The 19,508-nt window shown below is 59.3% G+C and carries 19 protein-coding genes and 2 pseudogenes; 14 read left to right on the top strand and 7 right to left on the bottom strand.

The annotated features are described in order from the left end of the window. Positions 1-180: 180 nt before the first annotated feature. The 4 genes from rfbC to QFW87_RS01355 all read left to right on the top strand — a co-directional run bounded on the left by rfbC (position 181) and on the right by QFW87_RS01355 (position 4,525). Positions 181-726 (top strand): dTDP-4-dehydrorhamnose 3,5-epimerase, encoded by a 546-nt coding sequence (gene rfbC / locus QFW87_RS01370; RefSeq protein WP_283182528.1) that lies wholly within the window; start codon positions 181-183, stop codon positions 724-726. A 106-nt stretch (positions 727-832) separates the two neighbouring features. Beyond that, positions 833-2,641, top strand: a complete 1,809-nt coding sequence (locus QFW87_RS01365) for an ATP-binding protein (protein ID WP_283182527.1) — start codon at positions 833-835, stop codon at positions 2,639-2,641. Continuing rightward, on the top strand, positions 2,638-4,029 hold the full coding sequence (locus QFW87_RS01360) for a sigma-54 dependent transcriptional regulator (protein WP_283189639.1): 1,392 nt from the start codon (positions 2,638-2,640) through the stop codon (positions 4,027-4,029). Before QFW87_RS01365 ends, QFW87_RS01360 begins: the two co-directional genes overlap by 4 nt. Before the next feature lie 40 nt (positions 4,030-4,069). After that, the gene (locus QFW87_RS01355; protein ID WP_283182525.1) at positions 4,070-4,525 is read left to right on the top strand and encodes a YiiD C-terminal domain-containing protein; all 456 of its coding nucleotides are present in this window, start codon (positions 4,070-4,072) and stop codon (positions 4,523-4,525) included. Between the two features lie 116 nt (positions 4,526-4,641). Here QFW87_RS01355 and cysQ read toward each other — a convergent pair whose 3' ends face one another. Then, positions 4,642-5,469 (bottom strand): 3'(2'),5'-bisphosphate nucleotidase CysQ, encoded by an 828-nt coding sequence (gene cysQ / locus QFW87_RS01350; protein ID WP_283189638.1) that lies wholly within the window; start codon positions 5,467-5,469, stop codon positions 4,642-4,644. After that, complete coding sequence (gene nudE, locus QFW87_RS01345; RefSeq protein WP_033058385.1) at positions 5,466-6,032, bottom strand: ADP compounds hydrolase NudE; 567 nt, start codon at positions 6,030-6,032, stop codon at positions 5,466-5,468. The genes cysQ and nudE overlap by 4 nt, the downstream gene beginning before the upstream one ends. Positions 6,033-6,121: 89 nt before the next feature. Between nudE and yrfG the strand changes: the two genes are divergently transcribed. Next, positions 6,122-6,784 (top strand): GMP/IMP nucleotidase, encoded by a 663-nt coding sequence (gene yrfG, locus QFW87_RS01340; protein ID WP_283189637.1) that lies wholly within the window; start codon positions 6,122-6,124, stop codon positions 6,782-6,784. A gap of 121 nt (positions 6,785-6,905) precedes the next feature. Here the strand turns inward: yrfG and lysM are convergent, their stop codons facing one another. Next, a complete protein-coding gene (gene lysM / locus QFW87_RS01335; protein WP_283189636.1) occupies positions 6,906-7,355 on the bottom strand; it encodes a peptidoglycan-binding protein LysM in 450 nt (149 codons plus the stop codon). Between the two features lie 135 nt (positions 7,356-7,490). Here lysM and QFW87_RS01330 point away from each other — a divergent pair, with 135 nt between their 5' ends. The 4 genes from QFW87_RS01330 (at position 7,491) to QFW87_RS01315 (ending at position 12,366) form a co-directional block, all read left to right on the top strand. Further along, positions 7,491-8,378 carry a LysR substrate-binding domain-containing protein gene (locus tag QFW87_RS01330; protein ID WP_283189635.1) on the top strand — a complete coding sequence of 296 codons (888 nt, stop codon included), beginning with the start codon at positions 7,491-7,493 and terminating at the stop codon, positions 8,376-8,378. 94 nt (positions 8,379-8,472) lie between these two features. Beyond that, entirely contained in the window at positions 8,473-9,312 is an 840-nt protein-coding gene (fdhD, locus tag QFW87_RS01325) for a formate dehydrogenase accessory sulfurtransferase FdhD (RefSeq protein WP_283189634.1), read from the top strand. Continuing rightward, positions 9,309-11,657 (top strand): FdhF/YdeP family oxidoreductase, encoded by a 2,349-nt coding sequence (locus QFW87_RS01320; protein WP_283189633.1) that lies wholly within the window; start codon positions 9,309-9,311, stop codon positions 11,655-11,657. Before fdhD ends, QFW87_RS01320 begins: the two co-directional genes overlap by 4 nt. A 223-nt stretch (positions 11,658-11,880) precedes the next feature. Further along, positions 11,881-12,366 (top strand): glycine zipper domain-containing protein, encoded by a 486-nt coding sequence (locus QFW87_RS01315; RefSeq protein WP_283189632.1) that lies wholly within the window; start codon positions 11,881-11,883, stop codon positions 12,364-12,366. 69 nt (positions 12,367-12,435) lie between these two features. On the opposite strand, the gene QFW87_RS01310 is transcribed toward QFW87_RS01315, so the two are convergent. The 4 genes from QFW87_RS01310 to QFW87_RS01295 all read right to left on the bottom strand — a co-directional run bounded on the left by QFW87_RS01310 (position 12,436) and on the right by QFW87_RS01295 (position 16,822). Next, positions 12,436-12,855, bottom strand: coding sequence for a thioesterase family protein (locus QFW87_RS01310; RefSeq protein ID WP_283189631.1), 420 nt, complete (start codon positions 12,853-12,855; stop codon positions 12,436-12,438). Between the two features lie 72 nt (positions 12,856-12,927). Beyond that, on the bottom strand, positions 12,928-14,154 hold the full coding sequence (locus tag QFW87_RS01305) for a 3-hydroxyacyl-CoA dehydrogenase (RefSeq protein ID WP_283189630.1): 1,227 nt from the start codon (positions 14,152-14,154) through the stop codon (positions 12,928-12,930). Positions 14,155-14,256: 102 nt separating this feature from the next. Continuing rightward, entirely contained in the window at positions 14,257-16,191 is a 1,935-nt protein-coding gene (locus QFW87_RS01300) for an ATP-dependent DNA helicase RecQ (protein ID WP_283189629.1), read from the bottom strand. Between the two features lie 127 nt (positions 16,192-16,318). Then, the gene (locus QFW87_RS01295) at positions 16,319-16,822 is read right to left on the bottom strand and encodes a polysaccharide deacetylase (protein ID WP_283189628.1); all 504 of its coding nucleotides are present in this window, start codon (positions 16,820-16,822) and stop codon (positions 16,319-16,321) included. Positions 16,823-17,131: 309 nt separating this feature from the next. On the opposite strand from QFW87_RS01295, the gene QFW87_RS01290 reads away from it, so the two are divergent. From QFW87_RS01290 to QFW87_RS01270, 5 genes and pseudogenes are all read left to right on the top strand, one after another. Beyond that, positions 17,132-17,410, top strand: coding sequence for a hypothetical protein (locus QFW87_RS01290; protein ID WP_283189627.1), 279 nt, complete (start codon positions 17,132-17,134; stop codon positions 17,408-17,410). A 461-nt stretch (positions 17,411-17,871) separates the two neighbouring features. After that, positions 17,872-18,168 carry a hypothetical protein gene (locus QFW87_RS01285; RefSeq protein WP_008149304.1) on the top strand — a complete coding sequence of 99 codons (297 nt, stop codon included), beginning with the start codon at positions 17,872-17,874 and terminating at the stop codon, positions 18,166-18,168. 114 nt (positions 18,169-18,282) lie between these two features. Continuing rightward, positions 18,283-18,372 (top strand): annotated as a pseudogene (locus QFW87_RS01280) (transcriptional regulator); the annotation flags it as partial. Between the two features lie 84 nt (positions 18,373-18,456). Further along, a pseudogene (locus tag QFW87_RS01275) lies at positions 18,457-18,815 on the top strand (DUF1493 family protein). A gap of 204 nt (positions 18,816-19,019) precedes the next feature. Beyond that, positions 19,020-19,508, top strand: coding sequence for a helix-turn-helix transcriptional regulator (locus tag QFW87_RS01270; RefSeq protein ID WP_283189626.1), 489 nt, complete (start codon positions 19,020-19,022; stop codon positions 19,506-19,508).

Here is a 19,508-nt window from a genome sequence, read left to right as displayed (position 1 = left end):
ATTTTATTAGGCGCTTATATCGCCACTGCTTGGGGCGATACGCAACCCCTTCGCCTGCCTGAAACCCTCCTGAGGCTCGACAAATCAGTTACCGGATCAGGAAAAAAATCACTCCACTCGCACCGGCCGCCACTTTGCGCAAGAATGTCGCCCATCAACGCCTATTGCTGGAGAAAGACCATGAAAGTAGTCACCACCGACCTGCCCGGTGTTCTGATCATCGAACCCAGGGTATTTGGTGACGAGCGCGGTTTCTTCTATGAAAGCTTCAACGCCAAGGCTTTCAAAGAAGCGACTGGCCTGGAGACGAGTTTCGTTCAAGACAACCATTCCCGCTCGCAAAAAGGCGTATTGCGCGGCCTGCATTACCAACTGGAAAACACTCAGGGCAAACTGGTTCGCGTCACAGTTGGTGAAGTACTCGACGTGGCCGTAGACATTCGCCGCAGCTCGCCACATTTCGGCAAATGGGTGGCCGTGCGTCTGTCCGCCGAGAACCATCGCCAACTCTGGGTCCCGGAGGGTTTCGCCCACGGTTTCGTGGTGCTGAGCGAGTTCGCCGAATTCCTCTACAAAACCACCGACTACTACACCCCGTCCGCCGAGCGCTGCATTCGCTGGGACGATCCGGACCTGGCCATTGATTGGCAACTGGACGAAGCACCGAAACTGTCCCATAAAGATCAGGCCGCCGCGTTCTTCAAGGACGCTGACGTCTTTTCCTGAAACACCGTCTGAATCTTCGCCGCACAGGCGTGCCTGACCCACGGCGCGCAGACTGCGCCCGCAAGCCTAGGCATAATGCGCCTGTACCCACAGGCGCTCGATGCTCATGACTCCGACCCTCCCCCGCAGACCCCGCTGGCGCAGCCTGGCCCTGCTCGCGCTGTGCCTGGCGCCATTGCTGTGGCCGCTGGAGCATCTGGCCGAGCGTTACTACCGCAGCGAACTGGCCGGGCAGAACCGTCAGACCCTCGACCTTTACGTCGCCAACCTGCTGGGCACCCTGCACCGTTATGAAGTGTTACCGCAGATCCTCGGCGATCTTCCGGCCCTGCGAGCCGTCCTCGGCGCGCCCGACGATGGCGTCACTCAGGGCAACGCCAATCGCTTGTTGAAAAACATCAGCGCCCAGACCGGCGCCGAAGTCATGTACCTGATGGACACCACGGGCAAGACCCTGGCCGCATCCAACTGGGACAAACACGACAGTTTCGTCGGGCGTAATTTTTCCTTCCGGCCGTATTTCAGCGAAGCCATGGCCGGCCGGCTTGGGCGTTTTTTCGGTTTGGGAACGACATCGGCCAAGCGCGGCTATTTCTTCGCCGCCGCCGTGCGTAACGGCGAAAAGATCATCGGTGTGCTGGTGGTCAAGGTCGACCTGGACCATACCGAAAGCCTCTGGGGCAAAACCCCGGAACAACTGCTGCTGACTGACCATAACGGCGTGGTCATTCTCACGTCGCGGCCCGAGTGGCGATTCCGCTCGACCCGCCCGTTGAGCGAAGAAGAACGCAAGGCTATTACGGCGATGCAACCCTATCCGACTCGCGATCCCAAACCGTTGGAGCTCAACCCCAGCGCCTGGCTGACGCAGACCCAGCCAATCGCGGAAACCGGTTGGAACGTCAGCATCCTCGCCCCACGCACCTTGATCGATCGCCCGGTACGCACGGTCGTCGCCATCGGCGGCGCGACGTTGTTGGTGTTGATGTTGCTGCTGGGTCTGATGATGCAGCGACGCCGTCATTATCTCGAACGAATCGCCTTCGAAGCCAAGGCCCGTCGCGAGCTGGAAGGTCGGGTAGCCGAGCGGACCAGCGACCTCGAAGGCCTCAACCGTCGACTGAAACAGGAAGTGCTGGAACGCGAACAGGCTCAGCAAGAGCTGGTGCGCGCTCAGGATGATCTGGTGCAGGCCGGCAAACTGTCGGCCCTTGGCACCATGTCGGCGAGCATCAGCCACGAATTGAATCAACCGCTGGCGGCGATCCGCAGCTACGCCGAAAACGCCGAAGTGCTGCTCGATCATCAGCGCACCGACGATGCGCGCGGCAACCTCAAGCTGATCAGCGAACTGACCGGGCGAATGGCCTCGATCATCGCCCACCTGCGCGCCTTCGCCCGGCGCGATCGCCACGCCCCGGAAAGCGTCGCCCTGCAACCGGCGCTGGACGACGCGCTGGCGCTGCTGGCCAAGCGTCGGCGCGGCATGGAAGTCGAGCTGATTCGCGATTTGCCGGCCGCCACCCTGTGGGTCGAGGCCGGGGAAACCCGTCTGCGTCAGGTGCTCGGCAATCTGCTGGCCAACGCCCTGGACGCCCTGACGGAAAAAGGCCCGCCGCGTAAGCTCTGGTTGAGTACCCAATCCACCGCCGACGGCGTCAATCTGTACATTCGCGACAATGGTCCCGGGTTTTGCATGGAAGCCCTTGGTCGTGCCAGCGAGCCCTTCTACACCACCAAGACCCGCACTCAGGGGCTTGGTCTGGGGTTGGCGATTTGCGAAACCCTGATGCGTGCCTTCGGGGGTGAACTGTCGTTCGCCAACCATAAGGAAGGCGGCGCCCTGATTACCCTGAAATTGCGTGCAGGCGCACCGGGTGTGAGCCTGCAACCGTCCGAGGACCGAAGTGCATGACCATCGACAACCGCATCCAGGTCGTGCTGATCGACGACGATCCCCACCTGCGTCAAGCCCTGAGCCAGACCCTGGACCTCGCCGGCCTGAAAATTCTGCCACTGGCCGAAGCCAAGGGCCTGGCCGTAAAACTGGAGCGCGACTGGCCCGGCGTGGTGGTCAGTGACATCCGCATGCCGGGCATGGACGGTCTCGAACTGCTGACCGAACTGCATGCCCAGGACCCGGATCTGCCAGTGCTGTTGATTACCGGTCACGGCGATGTGCCGCTGGCCGTGCAAGCGATGCGCGCCGGGGCTTATGACTTTCTGGAAAAACCCTTCGCCAGCGACGCCCTGCTCGACAGCGTGCGCCGTGCCCTGGCCTTGCGCCGGCTGGTGCTGGACAACCGCAGCCTGCGTCTGGCCCTGAGCGATCGCAATGAACTGAGTACCCGACTGGTCGGGCAATCGGCATCGATGCTGCGCCTGCGCGAGCAGATCGGAGCATTGGCGGCGACCAAGGCTGATGTGCTGATCCTGGGTGAAACCGGCGCCGGTAAAGAAGTTGTCGCACGTGCATTGCACGATCTGTCGAGCCGTCGTAACGGTCCGTTCGTGGCGATCAATGCCGGCGCCCTGGCCGAGTCGGTAGTAGAAAGCGAGCTGTTCGGTCACGAGCCAGGCGCCTTTACCGGCGCGCAAAAGCGTCGCATCGGCAAGTTCGAATTCGCCAATGGCGGCACGTTATTTCTTGATGAAATCGAAAGCATGAGCCTGGATGTGCAGGTGAAATTGCTGCGTTTGCTGCAAGAGCGGGTCGTCGAGCGCTTGGGCGGCAATCAGCTGATCCCGTTGGACATCCGCATCATCGCCGCGACCAAGGAAGACCTGCGTCAATCCGCCGACCAGGGCCGCTTCCGTGCCGACTTGTATTACCGCCTGAACGTCGCACCGCTGCGTATTCCGCCGCTGCGTGAGCGCGGCGAAGATGCACTGATGCTGTTCCAGTATTTCGCCGACGAAGCCAGCGCCCGTCACGGTCTGCCACCCCACGAGTTGCAACCGGGACAACGCGCCCTGTTGCTGCGCCACACCTGGCCGGGCAACGTGCGGGAATTGCAGAACGCGGCCGAACGCTTCGCCCTGGGCCTGGAACTGGCCCTGGACAATAACGCAGCGGATGGCGCTGTCGGCATGACGGTCGAAGTGGTCAGCGGCGGTCTCAGCGAACAAGTGGAAAACTTCGAGAAGAGCTTGATCGCCGCCGAACTGGCGCGTTCTCACAGCTCGGTGCGCAGCCTCGCCGAAGCCCTTGGCATCCCACGCAAGACCTTGCACGACAAACTGCGCAAGCACGGGCTGAACTTCGCCGACGGTGGTAGCAGCCACACCGACGAACTCGATTGAGCTACCGTCAATTCATCATCTTCAAACAAGAGATCCATGCATGAGCCGCGACAGCCGTCATCTGGAATCAGTCCTCCATCGCGACATTCCCCTGACGCGGGATATGGGCCTCAAAGTGCTCGATTGGCACGACCAGCAACTGCGCCTGCACTTGCCGCTGGAGGCCAACGTCAATCACAAGAGCACCATGTTCGGCGGCAGCCTGTATTGCGGCGCCGTGCTGGCCGGTTGGGGTTGGCTGCATTTGCGTTTGCGTGAAGAAGGGGTTGAAGGCGGGCACATCGTGATTCAGGAAGGGCAGATCAGCTATCCGCTGCCAGTGACCATGGACGCGACAGCGATTTGCCATGCGCCGAGTGCGGCAGTGTGGAAGAAGTTTTTGGCGATGTATGAGCGGTATGGACGGGCGCGGTTGAAGCTGCATTCAAGGATTGTGAATGTGGGGAGTGAGGAAGATGCGGTGACGTTTACCGGGCAGTACGTCCTTCACCGTTGAAGCAAAAGATCGCAGCCTCGTTTCACTCGACAGCTGCTACAAGGACGCGTTTCTCTGTAGCAGCTGTAGCAGCTGTAGCAGCTGTCGAGTGAAACGAGGCTGCGATCCCTTGATCTTCAGGTCCGCGCCAACGTCAACAATTTCTCGCGCCACGCAGCCTTCGCCGGCAGCGCCAGGAAAAATGCATTCAACAACGACTCCCGCGCCGGATAACTGAACGGCGCACCGCTCAAATCCAGCACCTCACCACCCGCCCCTTCCAGCACGCCCTGTGCCGCCGCCGTGTCCCACTGCGAAGTCGGCGCCAACCGGGGATAACAATCCGCCGCCCCTTCTGCCAGCAGGCAAAACTTCAACGAACTGCCGATATTGGCCAATTGCAGCTCACCCAAACTGTCACTCAACCCAGCCAGTAAACGCTCCTGCTCAGGACTCGAATGCCGACGGCTGGCAACCACCGTAAACGCCTCACCTGCGGCTGGCACGTCGCGAACCTGAATCGGCGAAGGCGCCGCGTCTTTATCGCCACGCCACGCGCCCAGACCCGCACCACCGACGTAGAAGCGCCCGTTAGTCGGCATCGACACCACGCCAAACACCACTCGGCCTTGTTCGATCAGCGCGATATTGACGGTAAATTCTTCGCTACCGGAAATGAACTCCTTGGTTCCGTCCAGTGGGTCCACCAGCCACCAACGCTGCCACCCGGCGCGCACGCTCTGGGGAATGTTGGCGTCTTCTTCCGACAGCACCGGGATGCTTGGGTCCAGCGCCGTCAGCCCGGCCAGGATCACATGGTGAGCGGCCATGTCGGCGGCCGTCACCGGAGAATCATCGGATTTTGCAGTCACGGCGACGTTGGCACGCCAAAACGGCAGAATCGCTTCACCGGCTTTCAGCGCCAGTTCAACAACAGGCGCCATCAACGGATGGGGGAAAATCATGGCTGGAACACTCCACGCTGAGTCAGTAGATCACGGGCCAGATACAGTGCTGCCAATGCACGGCCCTCAGTGAATCGCGGGTTCTGGGCCAGGGCCGACAATTCACGCAGGTTGATTTTGTCCACGCCCATCGGCTCAGGCTCATCGCCTTCAAGGCTTTCTTCGTACAGATCAGTGGCCAACACCACCTGGATCTTCTGGCTCATGTAACCGGGTGACAATGACAACTCAGTCAGATGCTCCAGTTGCCGGGCGCCGTACCCGGCCTCTTCCTTGAGCTCCCGCTCGGCCGCCGCCAGCACGTCCTCGCCCGGCTCGATCAAGCCTTTAGGCAAGGACAGCTCGTATTCATCGGTGCCGCCGCAATACTCTTCAACCAGCACCGCGTGGTCCGCATCCAGCATCGCCACAATCATCACCGCGCCATAACCGGCGCCCTTGCCCACCAGTCGCTCATACGTGCGCTCCACGCCATTGGAAAAGCGCAACTTCAGCTCTTCGACGCAGAACAAACGGCTGGTGGCGACGATCTCGCGGGCGAGGATGGTGGGTTTCTGGCGCATGAGCGGCTCCTTGGCGATAGCGCGTTACTATACCCGGCCTATCCTGATTGTTTACGTCGGATATCTTTTTTACCGCTGGAGAAGTTTTTATGTCCCTGCTGCCCTGGCGCGACATCGACACCGTTCTGCTGGATATGGACGGCACGCTGCTGGACCTGCATTACGACAACCATTTCTGGATGGAACACCTGCCCCAGCGTTACGCCGAGTTGCACGGGGTGAGTCGGGCCATGGCCGAGATGGAGTTGCAACCGTTGTTCGAACGCAACGCCGGCCAGTTGCAGTGGTATTGCCTGGATTTCTGGAGCGCCGAGCTCAAACTGCCGGTGCGCGAACTGAAACTGGAAACCGCGCACCTGATCGCCTTGCGACCGGATGCGGACACCTTTCTGGCCGCCATCAAACAAGCCGGCAAGCGCGTGGTGCTGATCACCAATGCACACCGCGATTCGCTGTCATTGAAACTGGAAAGGATCGAACTGGCGCCGTACTTCGAGCGGTTGATCAGTTCCCACGATTACGGGTTCGCCAAGGAAAACCCACAGTTCTGGGATGCCTTGCAGGCGGACATTGGGTTCGATCCAACGCGCAGTCTGTTTATCGACGACACCTTGCCGATCCTGCGCAGCGCGCGGGATTTTGGTGTGGCGCATTTGTTGGCCGTGCGTGAGCCGGACAGCCGTAAAGGGCCGAAGGACACGGCCGAGTTTGCGGCGGTGGGGGATTATCGGGAGCTCATTGCAGGGCTTTGAGACCTTATCGCCTGCTTCGCGAGCAGGCTCGCTCCCACACGGATCCGCGTCGTACACAAATGATGTGTCCACTGTAGATCAAATGTGGGAGCGAGCCTGCTCGCGAAAGCGGTCTAGAGGTTTACTCAGGAATCCGCAACGACTGCCCCGGATAGATCTTGTTCACGTCCTTGAGCATCGGTTTATTGGCCTCGAAGATTTTTTGATACTTGTTGGCATCACCGTACACACGCTTGGAAATGGCGCTGAGGGTGTCGCCCTTCTCGACCGTCACAAATTTCGCGGGTGTGGCCACCGGTCCGGTCACGGTGATCTGGTCATCAACACCGCTGATTCCGGCCACGTTACCGAGCGCAAGAAGGATTTTTTCCTTCTCTTCCTGACTGGCGGCTTCGCCACTGGCGATGACTTTATCGCCTTCGACTTTCACTTGAATCTTGGAAGTGTCGATTCCCGTCAACGCATCCTTCACGTGCTTGGTTAACGCTTCGCTGTTGGCTTCGGCCTTGTCTGGCGTCAGCGCATCAAGGATTTTTTCACCGGCATCTTTTAAAAAGCTGAAAAGGCTCATCGTGTTCTCTCCATGGGATAAGGGTCCAGACGCAAAAGCCTAGACCAAGGCTGTCACTTGCGGTTCCAACCCGACCAATGACGCCGCTTCCCCCCAAGCGCTAGAATCCGAACCTTCCCGCGCCCTGGAGCGAAGATGGACATCAAGCAACTGAAATTCCTCATCGCCCTCGACGAAACCCGGCATTTCGGCCAGGCCGCTGCGCGTTGTCACATCACCCAGCCGACCCTGTCCATGCGCCTGCGCAGCCTCGAAGAAGAACTCGAGTTACCGCTGGTCAATCGCGGTCAGCGCTTCGAAGGGTTCACCGCGCCGGGTGAACGGGTGCTGGCGTGGGCGCGCACCGTGCTGGCGGCCTACGACGGTTTGCAGGCCGAGGCGGCTGCCTGTCGCGGCAATCTGGTCGGTACGTTGCGTCTGGGCGTGGTGCCGCTGTCGAGCTTCGATCCGCTGCCGCTGATGCAACGCCTGCACGCCGAACACCCGAACCTGCGCTTCGAACTCTCAGCCCTGAGTTCTGAACAAATCCTCGAACAACTGGCAAACAATCGCCTGGACCTCGGCGTTTCGTACCTGGAGCGACTGGACGGCGAACGCTTCGATTCCCTGGCGTTCAGCGAAACCCGCATGGGCCTGCTCTACGATCAGCGCTTCTTCAGTTTCGGCGAGGCGCCGCTGAGTTGGGAGTCGCTGATCGAACTGCCGCTGGGCATGCTCACCAGCGGTATGCATTTCCGGCAGTCCATCGACCACAACTTCCACAGTCGCGGCCTCACCCCACAACCCTTGTTGCAGACCGATGCCGTCCACCAATTGTTGCAAGCAGTGCACGGCGGATTCTGCTGTGCCGTGATGCCGCTGGACGGAGGCCTGGAAAAACTCACCGATCATTTGCGCCTGCAACCCATCGAAAATGCTCAAACCCTCGCCCGGCTGGGGCTGATCATGCGTCGCAGCGCCCCGCGTTCGGCGCTTGCGGAAGCCTGTTTCGCGATTCTTCAGCAATCGCTGCCGAGCTCTTGATCGACGCCATCTATCGGTAGATCAGTATTAGCGATTAGACGCGACAAGTTGACGCGCCTAGGCTTAAAGCAGCCTAAACCGTCGGTGATACCTCATGAACGCCAAGCACCCTGTCTGCGCGGCGCCAGCCCTCGAAACGCCAGCGCCCGCCGCAAGCCAGACGTACAGTTACTGCGACCTTCAAGACACCGAATCGGCCAGCACCGCGCTGGCCGAAGAAGTCGCGTTGGCGATTGCTTACAACGGCATCAGCCAGGCGGTCATGTTGGTGACACCGACCGATCTTGAAGACTTCATCGTCGGCTTCAGCCTCGGCAGCGGCATCATCGAAGACGCTTCCGACATTTATGACCTGCAACTCAGCGGCTCGGATTCAGCGCAATACGCGCAAGTGACCATCGCCAACCGCGCCTTCTGGAACCTCAAGCAACAGCGTCGGCAAATGGCTGGCACCAGCGGTTGCGGACTCTGCGGTGTGGAAGCGGTGGAGCAGGCATTGCCAGACCTCAAGATCCTGCCCGGCGCACCCTTGCCACCCGCCGAATGGCTCGATGGTTTACGTCAGCGCATCGGTGCGTTCCAGCCTCTTGGCCAATACTCCGGCGCGGTGCACGCCGCCGTGTTCATGAACAGTCAGGGCCAATTGCTGATGGGCCGCGAAGACATCGGCCGACACAACGCCCTCGACAAGCTGATTGGCGGACTGATCCGTCAGAAGATCCCGACCACCGGCGGGCTGGTGATTGTCACCAGCCGTTGCAGTCTCGAATTGATCCAGAAAGTGTTGCGCGCAGGTATCCAGACCCTGGTCAGCCTGTCGTCGCCCACGGGCCTTGCCGTGCAATGGGCCCGTCGCCACAACCTCAATCTCATCCACCTGCCGCAGAAAAATGCGCCGCGGGTCTACAGCCCTGCGACGGAGAACCAAGCGTGAGTCAACATCGTCAAGCCGACCAGAAACCCGTCCCTCGCTACAAGCCCTATAAAGGCCCAGCCGGTGGCTGGGGCGCGCTGATCAGCGTCGCCCAGGCCTGGTTGACCAGCGATAACGCGCTGAAAAACCTCCGCATAATGCTCAAGACCAACCAGAACGGCGGCTTCGACTGCCCCGGTTGCGCCTGGGGTGATTCTCCGGAAAAGGGCATGGTGATGTTCTGCGAGAACGGCGCCAAAGCAGTGAACTGGGAAGCGACCAAACGCCGTGTCGACGGTGCGTTCTTTGCCAAACACAGCGTCAGCTCGTTGCTGGAACAAAGTGACTATTGGCTGGAATATCAGGGCCGTCTGACCGAGCCAATGAGCTACGACGCCGAGACCGATCGCTACAAGCCGATCAGCTGGGAAGCGGCTTTCGCCTTGATTGGCAAACACCTGCAAGGCCTGTCGAGCCCGGATCAAGCCGAGTTCTACACCTCGGGCCGCGCCAGTAACGAAGCGGCGTACCTGTATCAATTGTTCGTGCGTGCCTACGGCACCAATAACTTCCCCGATTGCTCGAACATGTGCCACGAGGCCAGCGGTGTGGCCATGGCGCAAAGTGTCGGCGTCGGCAAAGGCACCGTCACCTTCGACGACTTCGAACACGCCGACGCGATTTTTGTCTGGGGTCAGAACCCTGGCACCAACCACCCACGGATGCTCGAACCGTTGCGCGAAGCGGTGAAACGCGGCGCTCAGGTGGTATGCATCAACCCTTTGAAGGAGCGCGGCCTGGAACGCTTCCAGCACCCGCAACACCCGATCGAAATGCTCACCAACGGCGACAAGCCGACCAACACCGCGTACTTCCGTCCGGCATTGGGCGGCGACATGGCGATCATGCGCGGCATGGCCAAGTTCCTGCTGCAGTGGGAGCGTGACGCACAGAAGTCGGGTGAGCCTGCCGTATTCGACCACGACTTCCTCAATGAACACAGTGTCAACGTGCTGGAATACCTGGGCATCGTCGACGACACCTCGTGGGAGCAGATCGTCCAACAATCCGGCCTGACGCTGGTTGAAATCGAGCAAGCGGCGCGGATGTACGCCAAAGGCAAGAACGTGATCATGTGCTGGGCGATGGGCATCACACAGCATCGCCATTCGGTAGCGACCATCCAGGAAATCGCCAACCTGATGTTGCTGCGCGGCAACATCGGCCGGCCCGGCGCCGGTCTGTGCCCGGTGCGCGGCCACAGTAACGTGCAGGGCGACCGGACCATGGGCATCAACGAGCGTCCGCCAGTGGCGTTCCTCGATTCCCTGGAGCGTCGCTTCAAGTTCAAGGTGCCGCGTGAAAACGGTCACAACGTGGTCGAGGCGATCCATGCCATGGCCGACGGCCGCGCGAAAGTCTTTATCGGTCTGGGCGGCAACTTCGCCCAAGCCACCCCGGACAGCTCCCGGACCTTCCAGGCCCTGAGCAACTGCGACCTGACCGTGCAAATCAGCACCAAGCTCAACCGCAGCCATTTGGCGCACGGTAAAGACGCGTTGATCCTGCCGTGCCTGGGCCGCACCGACATTGACATCCAGACCGAAGGCCCGCAAGCGGTGACCGTCGAAGACTCGTTCAGCATGGTTCACGCCTCCAACGGCCAGTTGCAGCCGCTGTCGAACCTGATGCGCTCTGAGCCGTCGATCATTGCCGGCATCGCTGCCGCGACCCTGGGCAGCAAACCGGTAGACTGGAACTGGCTGGTTGCCGATTACCGGCGCATCCGCGACCTGATCGCCGACACCGTTGCGGGTTTCAAGGACTTCAACGAGAAGATCCAGAACCCGGGCGGGTTCTACCTCGGCAACAGCGCCGGTGCTCGCCGCTGGAATACCGCGTCGGGGCGCGCCAATTTCCGTCCGAACGTCCTGCCTAAAGATCTGGTGCACGAACGCACTCGCGCCACCGGCGTATTGCCGGACCTGATCATGCAATCGATGCGTTCCCACGATCAGTACAACACCACGATTTATGGGCTTGATGACCGCTATCGCGGGGTGAAAGGTCAGCGTGATGTGTTGTTCGTCAACGAAGCCGACATCATTCGCCTGGGGTTCAAGCCGGGGCAGAAGGCTGACATCGTTTCGATCTGGGATGATGGCCGCGAGCGTCGGGTGAAGGGCTTTACGCTACTGGCGTTTGATATTCCTGCCGGGCAAGCGGCGGCTTACTACCCGGAAGTGAATCCGCTGGTGCCGCTGGAAAGCATCGGGGATGGCAGCCATACGCCGACATCGAAGTTCGTGGCGATCCGGTTGGAAGCGGCGAGTGAAACCGGGTTGATTATGGCGACGTCGGCCTGAGCCTGGTCACTGCAAACACTTTCCAAACGCCCACAAAAAAGGCCGTTTTTGCATAAAAACGGCCTATCCGAAGTAGCTAAAGACCGGCGAAAAACACTTAAGTTCCGTCTAAAAAACAGCAACTTATAGAAATGTGCTCAAGTCGTGTTACTCGTCGGATTTCGATTGTCACGACCATGACACAGCCTCAGGATCGCGCCGTCATCCCCTTGAGGTTCCTCTAATGAAGTTCTCCTCGATTCTCTTGTTGTCCCTTGGCCTGGTCAGTGGCATCGCTTCTGCCGGCGGCACCACCGAAGCAGGTGTGGGCGGCGCATTGGGCGGGGTTCTGGGCTCAGTCGTCGGTCAGTCATTAGGCGGCAGTACAGGTTCCACCATTGGCGCGGCCTTGGGCGGCGCGGGTGGTAGCGCTGTTGGCGCAGACAAACGCAGCCGTGGCGAAGCAGCCATTGGCGGTGCGTTGGGCGCAGCAGGCGGTAACGTGGTCGGCCGCAGCATGGGCGGCACCACCGGCAGCCTGATCGGCTCCGCAGCAGGCGGCGGCGCCGGTGGCGCGCTGGGTAACTACATGGGCAACAAGAGCGATGACGACGATGATCGTCGCTCCTATCGTCGTGGTCATGATGATCGTCGCTACTACCGTGACGGACATCGGGGTCGCGGCCATGCCTACGGCCATCGCAAGCATAAACATCGCCATGACGACTGAGGCTTGAATCGCCTCGTGGACCGGTAAATCAAATAATCGCAGCCCTCGGGCTGCGATTTTTTTTGCCTGTCAAACTACCAAGCGCTCCATTGCATCGCGCAACCCGGCCGGAATCGCCACGGGTAGATTCGACACTCGATCCACAAACACATGCACGAAGCGCCCCGCCGCGCAGGCTTCGTCTTCCCCGACCTTGAACACGGCCAGCTCGTATTGCACCGAGCTGTTGCCCAATTTGCCCACCCGCAAACCGATCTCGATCCGATCGGGGAAGGCAATGGAGGCAAAGTAATCGCAAGCCGAACTCACCACAAAACCCACCACCTCGCCGTCATGGATATCCAGGCCGCCGACTTCGATCAGGTAGGTGTTCACTGCCGTGTCGAAGAAACTGTAGTAAGTGACGTTGTTGACGTGTCCGTAGGCGTCGTTGTCGTGCCAGCGGGTGGTGATGGGTTGGAAGTGGGGGTAGTCGGTGCGTTGATTCATGGCTGCTTCCCGTTTCGAATGATCGGGCTGCATTCCCACGCAGAGCGTGGAAACGATCACCCGTCGTAGAGTCTACCGATCCGCAAATCCTTTACCCACTGCCGCCAGCTCCCCAATCAATCGAGCCGGTTTCCACTGATCACCCTGCTTGGTTTCCAGCTGCAACAATCGCTGATGAATATCCACCAATCCCTGTTGGTCCGCCCAAGCCATCGGCCCGCCCTTGTCCGCCGGGAAGCCATAGCCATTGAGGTACACCAGATCGATGTCGTGCGCCGATTCGGCAATCCCTTCCTGAAGGATCTTCGCACCCTCGTTGACCAGTGCCAGCAAGCAGCGCTCCAGAATCTCCTCAGGCCCGATCTCGCGACGCTGGAAGCCCAACCCTTCGCTGACCTTCAACACCAGCGCATCGACTTCAACATCGTGCTCAGCCTGGCGACTGCCCGGCTCATAGTGGTAATAGCCATTACCACTCTTCTGACCGAAACGACCCAACTCGCACAGACGATTGTCCACCTGAACCTCAGGCGCATCTTGCCCTAAGCCGGCCAACTGCCGAGCGCGCCACTCCAGATCGATGCCGACCACGTCGTACATGCGGAACGGCCCCATAGCGAAGCCAAAACCTTGCAGCACCGCATCGACCTGATAGGGATAAGCGCCTTCGAGCAACATCTTGCGCGCTTCGAGCGCATAGGGATGCAGCATGCGGTTGCCGATGAAACCATGGCAGTTGCCCGACACCACGCTGACCTTGCCCATGCGCTTGCCCAGTGCCAGAGCAGTCTCAAGCACCACCGGTAAAGTCTGGGCACCGCGAACGATTTCCAGCAGTTTCATGATGTGCGCCGGGCTGAAGAAGTGCAGGCCCAGGACCTGTTGCGGGCGGCGAGTAGCCGCAGCGATGGCATCGATATCCAGCGCCGAGGTATTGCTGGCCAAAATCGCTTCAGGTTTGAGCAGAACGTCCAGTTCACGGAAGATTTTCTGCTTGAGCTCGAGGTTTTCGTACACCGCTTCGATGACCAGATCGACATCGCGGACGGCTGTGTAGTCAGCCGCCGCCGTTACCCGTGCTATGCGAGCGTCCGCTTCGGCCTGATCGATCCGTCCCTGACGCACGTTGTGGGCATAGGTGTCCGCCACGGCAGCCAGCGCCTGCTCAAGCATCTGTGGATTGTTATCAACCCACTGCACCGGGACGCCGGCGTTGGCCAGGCACATGACAATGCCACGGCCCATGGTGCCGGCGCCAATGACGGCGGCGCGCTGAATATTGAACGGTGTCTGGCTCATGGTTGTTCTCTTGTTGGCGATCCAAAGACAGCCTTCACCATAGTCAGCCACCGCGCATTTTTGAAATTTATTCTTGTGATGAGCAACATTCAGCGAATGGATCTACGCCGGCAAATACGCCTCGGCCCACGTCCGGACTTCGGCATATGGATAATCCTCCAGCGCTGCAAACCCGGGAATCGACCGTGCCTTGAGCTTGGTGAACAGCGGCACGCCGATGCCGCATAAAAACCGCGTCACACGTTCCGCCGACGGCGTGTTGCCGGTGTACTGCTCATGCCTGTGGATAAAATCACCGCACAACGCCTCGAAGTTTTTATCCACAAGCGCCGGTAGTTCCGGTGGCGTCGGCAACCGCGCCACATCCCCGTGACACACCGAACAATGCCCGCACTGCTGCGGCGCATTTTCATCGCCGAAGTACTCGGCCAGGCGATAACCCAGGCAATGGTCCGTGGCGAACAGATCCAGCATGGCGTGAATCCGCGCGATCTCGGTGCGCTCGTGCCGGGTGAAGTAGGCGTGTAGCTCGGCACTCAGGGCCTGGCTGTTGAAGTCCGTTTGCAGCAGGCTGTAGACCTCGGTCATTTGCTTACTTTCAAGCTCGACCCAGCCCTTTTCCTGGAAATAATCCAGCGCCTTCACCACGCGATTACGCTCGGCCTGATGCTGTTCATACAGCGCATCGAAATTCACCGTAGCCCAGGTCCGTGCGCGGCTCGAGGTCTGGATGATCGCCGCGACGAAGTCCTTGCGCTCACCCTCGAAGCGGGCCAGCAAAGCCTCGGGCTCCTGCAAGTACTTGAAGCGATATTCGGCGTAATAAGCGTAACGCGGCGCAATGATTCCGCGCAGTTCCAACTGCACCAGTAAGGTCTTGAGCGGCAATTGGCGGATGTTGCTTTGATCCGCCAACGGCCCCAACAGAAACTCCCACTGCCCCTCGGGCGCGGCGGCCTGCAACTCGTCGAGCACAAAGCGGATGCCATCCAGCTCAGGCGTATCGCCGTAGACGAAGTTTTCCAGCACGTTGAGGCTGTCGCGGTTGGCCAATACCAGGCAGTCGGACGGCTGCCCGTCACGCCCGGCGCGGCCGATTTCCTGGCTGTAGTTTTCGATGGATTTGGGCAGGTCAAAATGCACTACGTTGCGGATGTCGCTCTTGTCGATGCCCATGCCGAACGCGATGGTGGCAACGATGCAATTGGACTGCCCGCCCATGAATCGGCGCTGGATTGCTTCGCGCTGTTCGTGGGGCAAACCGGCGTGATACGCCTCGGCCTGAATACCGTTGCGGGCCAGATGTTCGGCAATGTGCTCGGCGGTTTTCTGCAGGGTGACGTAGACAATGCTCGGCTGGTCGGGACGCTGGCTCATCCATTCGACAAGGCGTCGGCGTTTGTCCTGACCGCGCACCGGTTCCACTAACAGATTGAGGTTCGGCCGATAGAAACCGGTGGTTACTACGTCTTCGGGGGCGATGGCGAACTTGGCCTCCATGTCAGCGATCACCTTGGGTGTCGCGGTGGCGGTCAGCAGCAGCGCCTGAGGGATGTTGAACTGACGCTGATAGTCGGGGAGCTTGAGGTAGTCGGGGCGAAAGTTGTGGCCCCACTCCGAGATGCAGTGCGCCTCATCCACCACCAGCAGCGAGATCGGCACCTGCTGCAAGAAATTGCGGAAACGCTCGTTCTTCAGGCGCTCCACGGAGATCATCAAAATCTTCAGCTCGCCGGACTTGGCCCGAGCCATCACGTCGCTGGCGTCATCGCGGCTCTGGGCCGAATCGATACTGCCCGCCGCAATGCCGTGGCGCTGAAGGAACGCCAACTGATCCTGCATCAACGCCAGCAGCGGCGAGACCACCAGCGTCAGGTGCGGCAGCAGCAAGGCTGGTAATTGATAACAAAGGGACTTGCCCGAGCCGGTGGGGAAAATCGCCGCCGCCGAACGCCCGGCCAACACCGCGCTGACCGCCGCTTCCTGGCCGGGCCGAAACTGTGGATAACCGAAAACCTGTTCCAGGGTGTTGTGCATAAGCTGTCACTCCGTTGACTGCTGCCATGCCAAAAGCCTAGCCGGCGATCGCAGCAAGTCGAGAAAAGGTCGGGGACCAAAACGATACGGGATGATACAGCTTCGAACGATCGTCAGCAGACGATGGCTAAGGCACCAACACCGCCACTCGCAGCTGCTCATTAAGCGCCTGCTCGTGAAACACCTGGCTCTTGCTCGCCCAAATGGCATGGGCCGGGCTGATTTCGCCGGTGAAGGCTGCCGCCAACTGACGCAAATCAGCGACGCTTCGCACGCGGGGGCAGAAGGGTTCACCGTCGCAGTTCTGACTGGCGCTGCGGTAGGTGATCAGCAACCGGTCCCACAGCCCGTCACGCACCTGCCTGACCGACTTGAGCTTCACATCCCGCACGCCCAGTCGTTGTTTCAGGCTCTGTTCGTCCAGCGCTTCGCTGGCCAGCAATGCCTTGCCGAACATCAGCACTTCAGCACGGAAAGCGGTGTCCATGCTCGCCTGACTGGTCAGCGCATCCGGCCAACCGGTGCGTTCCATATTGGCCAGGACCATCGAGTGACCGGCGTCAGCAGCATCTGCTGCGCGACAAATCCCGGCCCACAGCAACAAAATAGAGGCCATACGTAGCCATTGCATACTTAATTCCCTTTAAGCGTTGGACGGACGTTTCGAAACGTCCTACTGATTCTGGCGCGCACCATACAGAGGTTTGTTGCGCTGCGCCTGACAAACCCGTAGGAAATTTGCCGTCTAAGGGTTTAGGCGTAAAAACCTTCGGGAAACGCGTAGGTTCGGTCCGAAAAGGCAGGTAAAACCCTACAAACCCTGTCCATCGAAGCCGTATTGCCGCGCGGCGCCGTGCCCTTCTATAGTCTGCGGCGCGGCTGAAAACAGTGACTCGGCCTGCCGGGAGCCACCTCCCGATTTCGCACAGGACGAACCCCGATGTTTACAGAACGCTATCGCCCGCTCAAATCCCGCTACAGCGACACCCCCGTGTTGGTCATCGATACAGAAGCCGACCCTCACGAAATCCTCGACGCCGCCCGCCAACGCATCCACGCCGCCAGTGAACTGCTCGAAACGCTGTATTGCCTGTGCTTCAAACAGGCGGATGCGAGTGATATTCCCAACATCGTCAACGCGCTGTATCTGCTGACTCAGGATGGCAATGAATTGCTTGAAGTCGCACGGCAACGACTACCGAAACTCACCACTGATTGAGCCCCACCACAATCCCCTGTGGGAGCGAGCTTGCTCGCGATGAACGATAACGCGGTATGCCTGATGAAAATAAAAATGCCCGACACCAACAACCGCTCGAAAAAGCGAGAGAAATTGCGGAAGGCATAAGTCCGTAGGCAACGCCCTATCAAAGCTTCATCCCGGTCCTACAACAGAAGGCACCTTGTCGACTATCGCCGGCCGGCGACTCGCACCTATAGTTGGACTGTCGCTGCCAAATCAGCGTCTCGGGCTTGGTCACTCGATGGAATACATAAACGCGTCCGTTGTATGCTGCCGGCACCTCAAGTGTCTGCACGCTATATGGTGGCTGTGTTTGGGACGCCTTATGGCGTGCCGGTCTTATGTATTCCTCCGGCTGACCAACCCGAACACAGTCCGCCTCCATCGCTTGGTCACGATGGTGGTGGTTTCATCTGATGCATTTGAGAATACATAAAATGAATAAATTGAACCCGTTCCCCGATCGCTACCGCCCACTCCAAACCAACCTCACCGATTCCCCGCCCCTGATCATCGACACAGAGGCCAATCCGCAAGACATCCTCGAAGCCGCCCTCCAGCGTATCCGAGCCTCCAGCGACCTACTCAAAACCCTACATTGCCAATGCTTCAAAAACGGTGACGTGGAAGACATCCCGCATATCACCCACGCCCTCTACCTGTTGACTCAGGACGGCTGCGACCTACTGAAAGTCGCCCAACAACGCATGATGGGCTGGAAAGCACCAACCTGACGCCGAGCGAAGATCGTTCCCACGCTCTGCGTGGGAACGCCTCAAGGGACGCTCCGCGTTCCAGCTCTCGAAAGGGACGCAGAGCTTTGGAACGACCAAAACCTAGGCATAACCTTGAGCACATTTTTTGATGAGCTGATGGAAAGCGTGCAACAAATGAACGAGATCGTACGGAGTGAGCGCCAGCCTTCCCGCGAACTCCATGCTTGCAGCTCTGATCGACATCCAACACATCGCAAAATCAGGCTTAATCCGTCTCACGAAATGGCCCTAAACAGAAGACGCCCCATGAACCTTGCCCCCAACTTCCCCGACGACCATGCCATGCCATGCACCTGCTCATGCAGTTGCTGCACGAAGAACTCGGCATGCCCGAACGTAGAACCATCAGCCTCACCACTTCAATCAACTTCGACCTTGGCTGCGACGGCGCCCATGCCCGGCATCTGATGGAAGCGCTGGAAGAACAGTTTGGGATCGACCTCGTGGATTACGACGCCTATCGCTACTTTCAGCCGGAAGGGTTTGATGTGTTCCTCAAACGCCGAGCCAAAGGTCGTGGCGACAAAACCCCACTGACCATCGGCATGCTTTACCAAGCGATCAAGGTGCAACGGTGGGATACAAAAGCTCTGGAAGAGATCTAGCCAACCACCTAAGTAGCAATATTCTGGCTGTTTTTAGCGATTTAAGTTGGAATAATGGCAGTTTCACTAATCCGCCTTCCACGTAAATCTGGAGCGGCCGTACTGGCAACGAGAGTCTTGCTACACGCTGGGCAGCCCAGCAAATCACAACATAAGTGCTATTATTCTGGCAGTTAAAGCCTAAAAACGAAGGAATAATGGCACATGGCTAAAAAAACAGCCCCCCTGCTGCCGGCTGCATCCAGGTTGCTCGCCGAGTTTGGCGAACGACTCAAACTCGCTCGGCTACGTCGCAAGCTGACAGCCAAGCAAGTGGCGGAGAGAGCAGGCATGTCGCTGACAACGCTGCGCTCATTGGAGTCCGGCGGCTCAGGCGTGACGATGGGCGCCTATATGTCTGTGATGCAGGTTCTGGGCCTGGAGAAAGACTTGAGCAAGCTTGCAGCAACAGATGAGTTGGGACGCCAACTGCAAGACGCGCAATTAACTCCACGAGCGAGCGCCGCAACCAGTAAACGCCAACGAGTGCGCAACGTGACTTCAACGAAAGCATCGTCACCCATTCAAGACCGGACGACGCAAGTACCGGAAAGCCCCATCTCCGACTCGAGTCTTGAGGTTGATTTCCCATTGAACACCCACTCTTTTTCCAATTTATTTACCAAGAAAAAATCTAAACCTGAGACGGATTAA

Origin of the sequence: Pseudomonas sp. PMCC200344 (genome assembly GCF_030053095.1) — a bacterium.
Taxonomy (GTDB): domain Bacteria; phylum Pseudomonadota; class Gammaproteobacteria; order Pseudomonadales; family Pseudomonadaceae; genus Aquipseudomonas; species Aquipseudomonas svalbardensis.
Note: the sequence above shows the minus strand (reverse complement) of the source record. Positions and strands in the feature narration are given on the sequence as shown.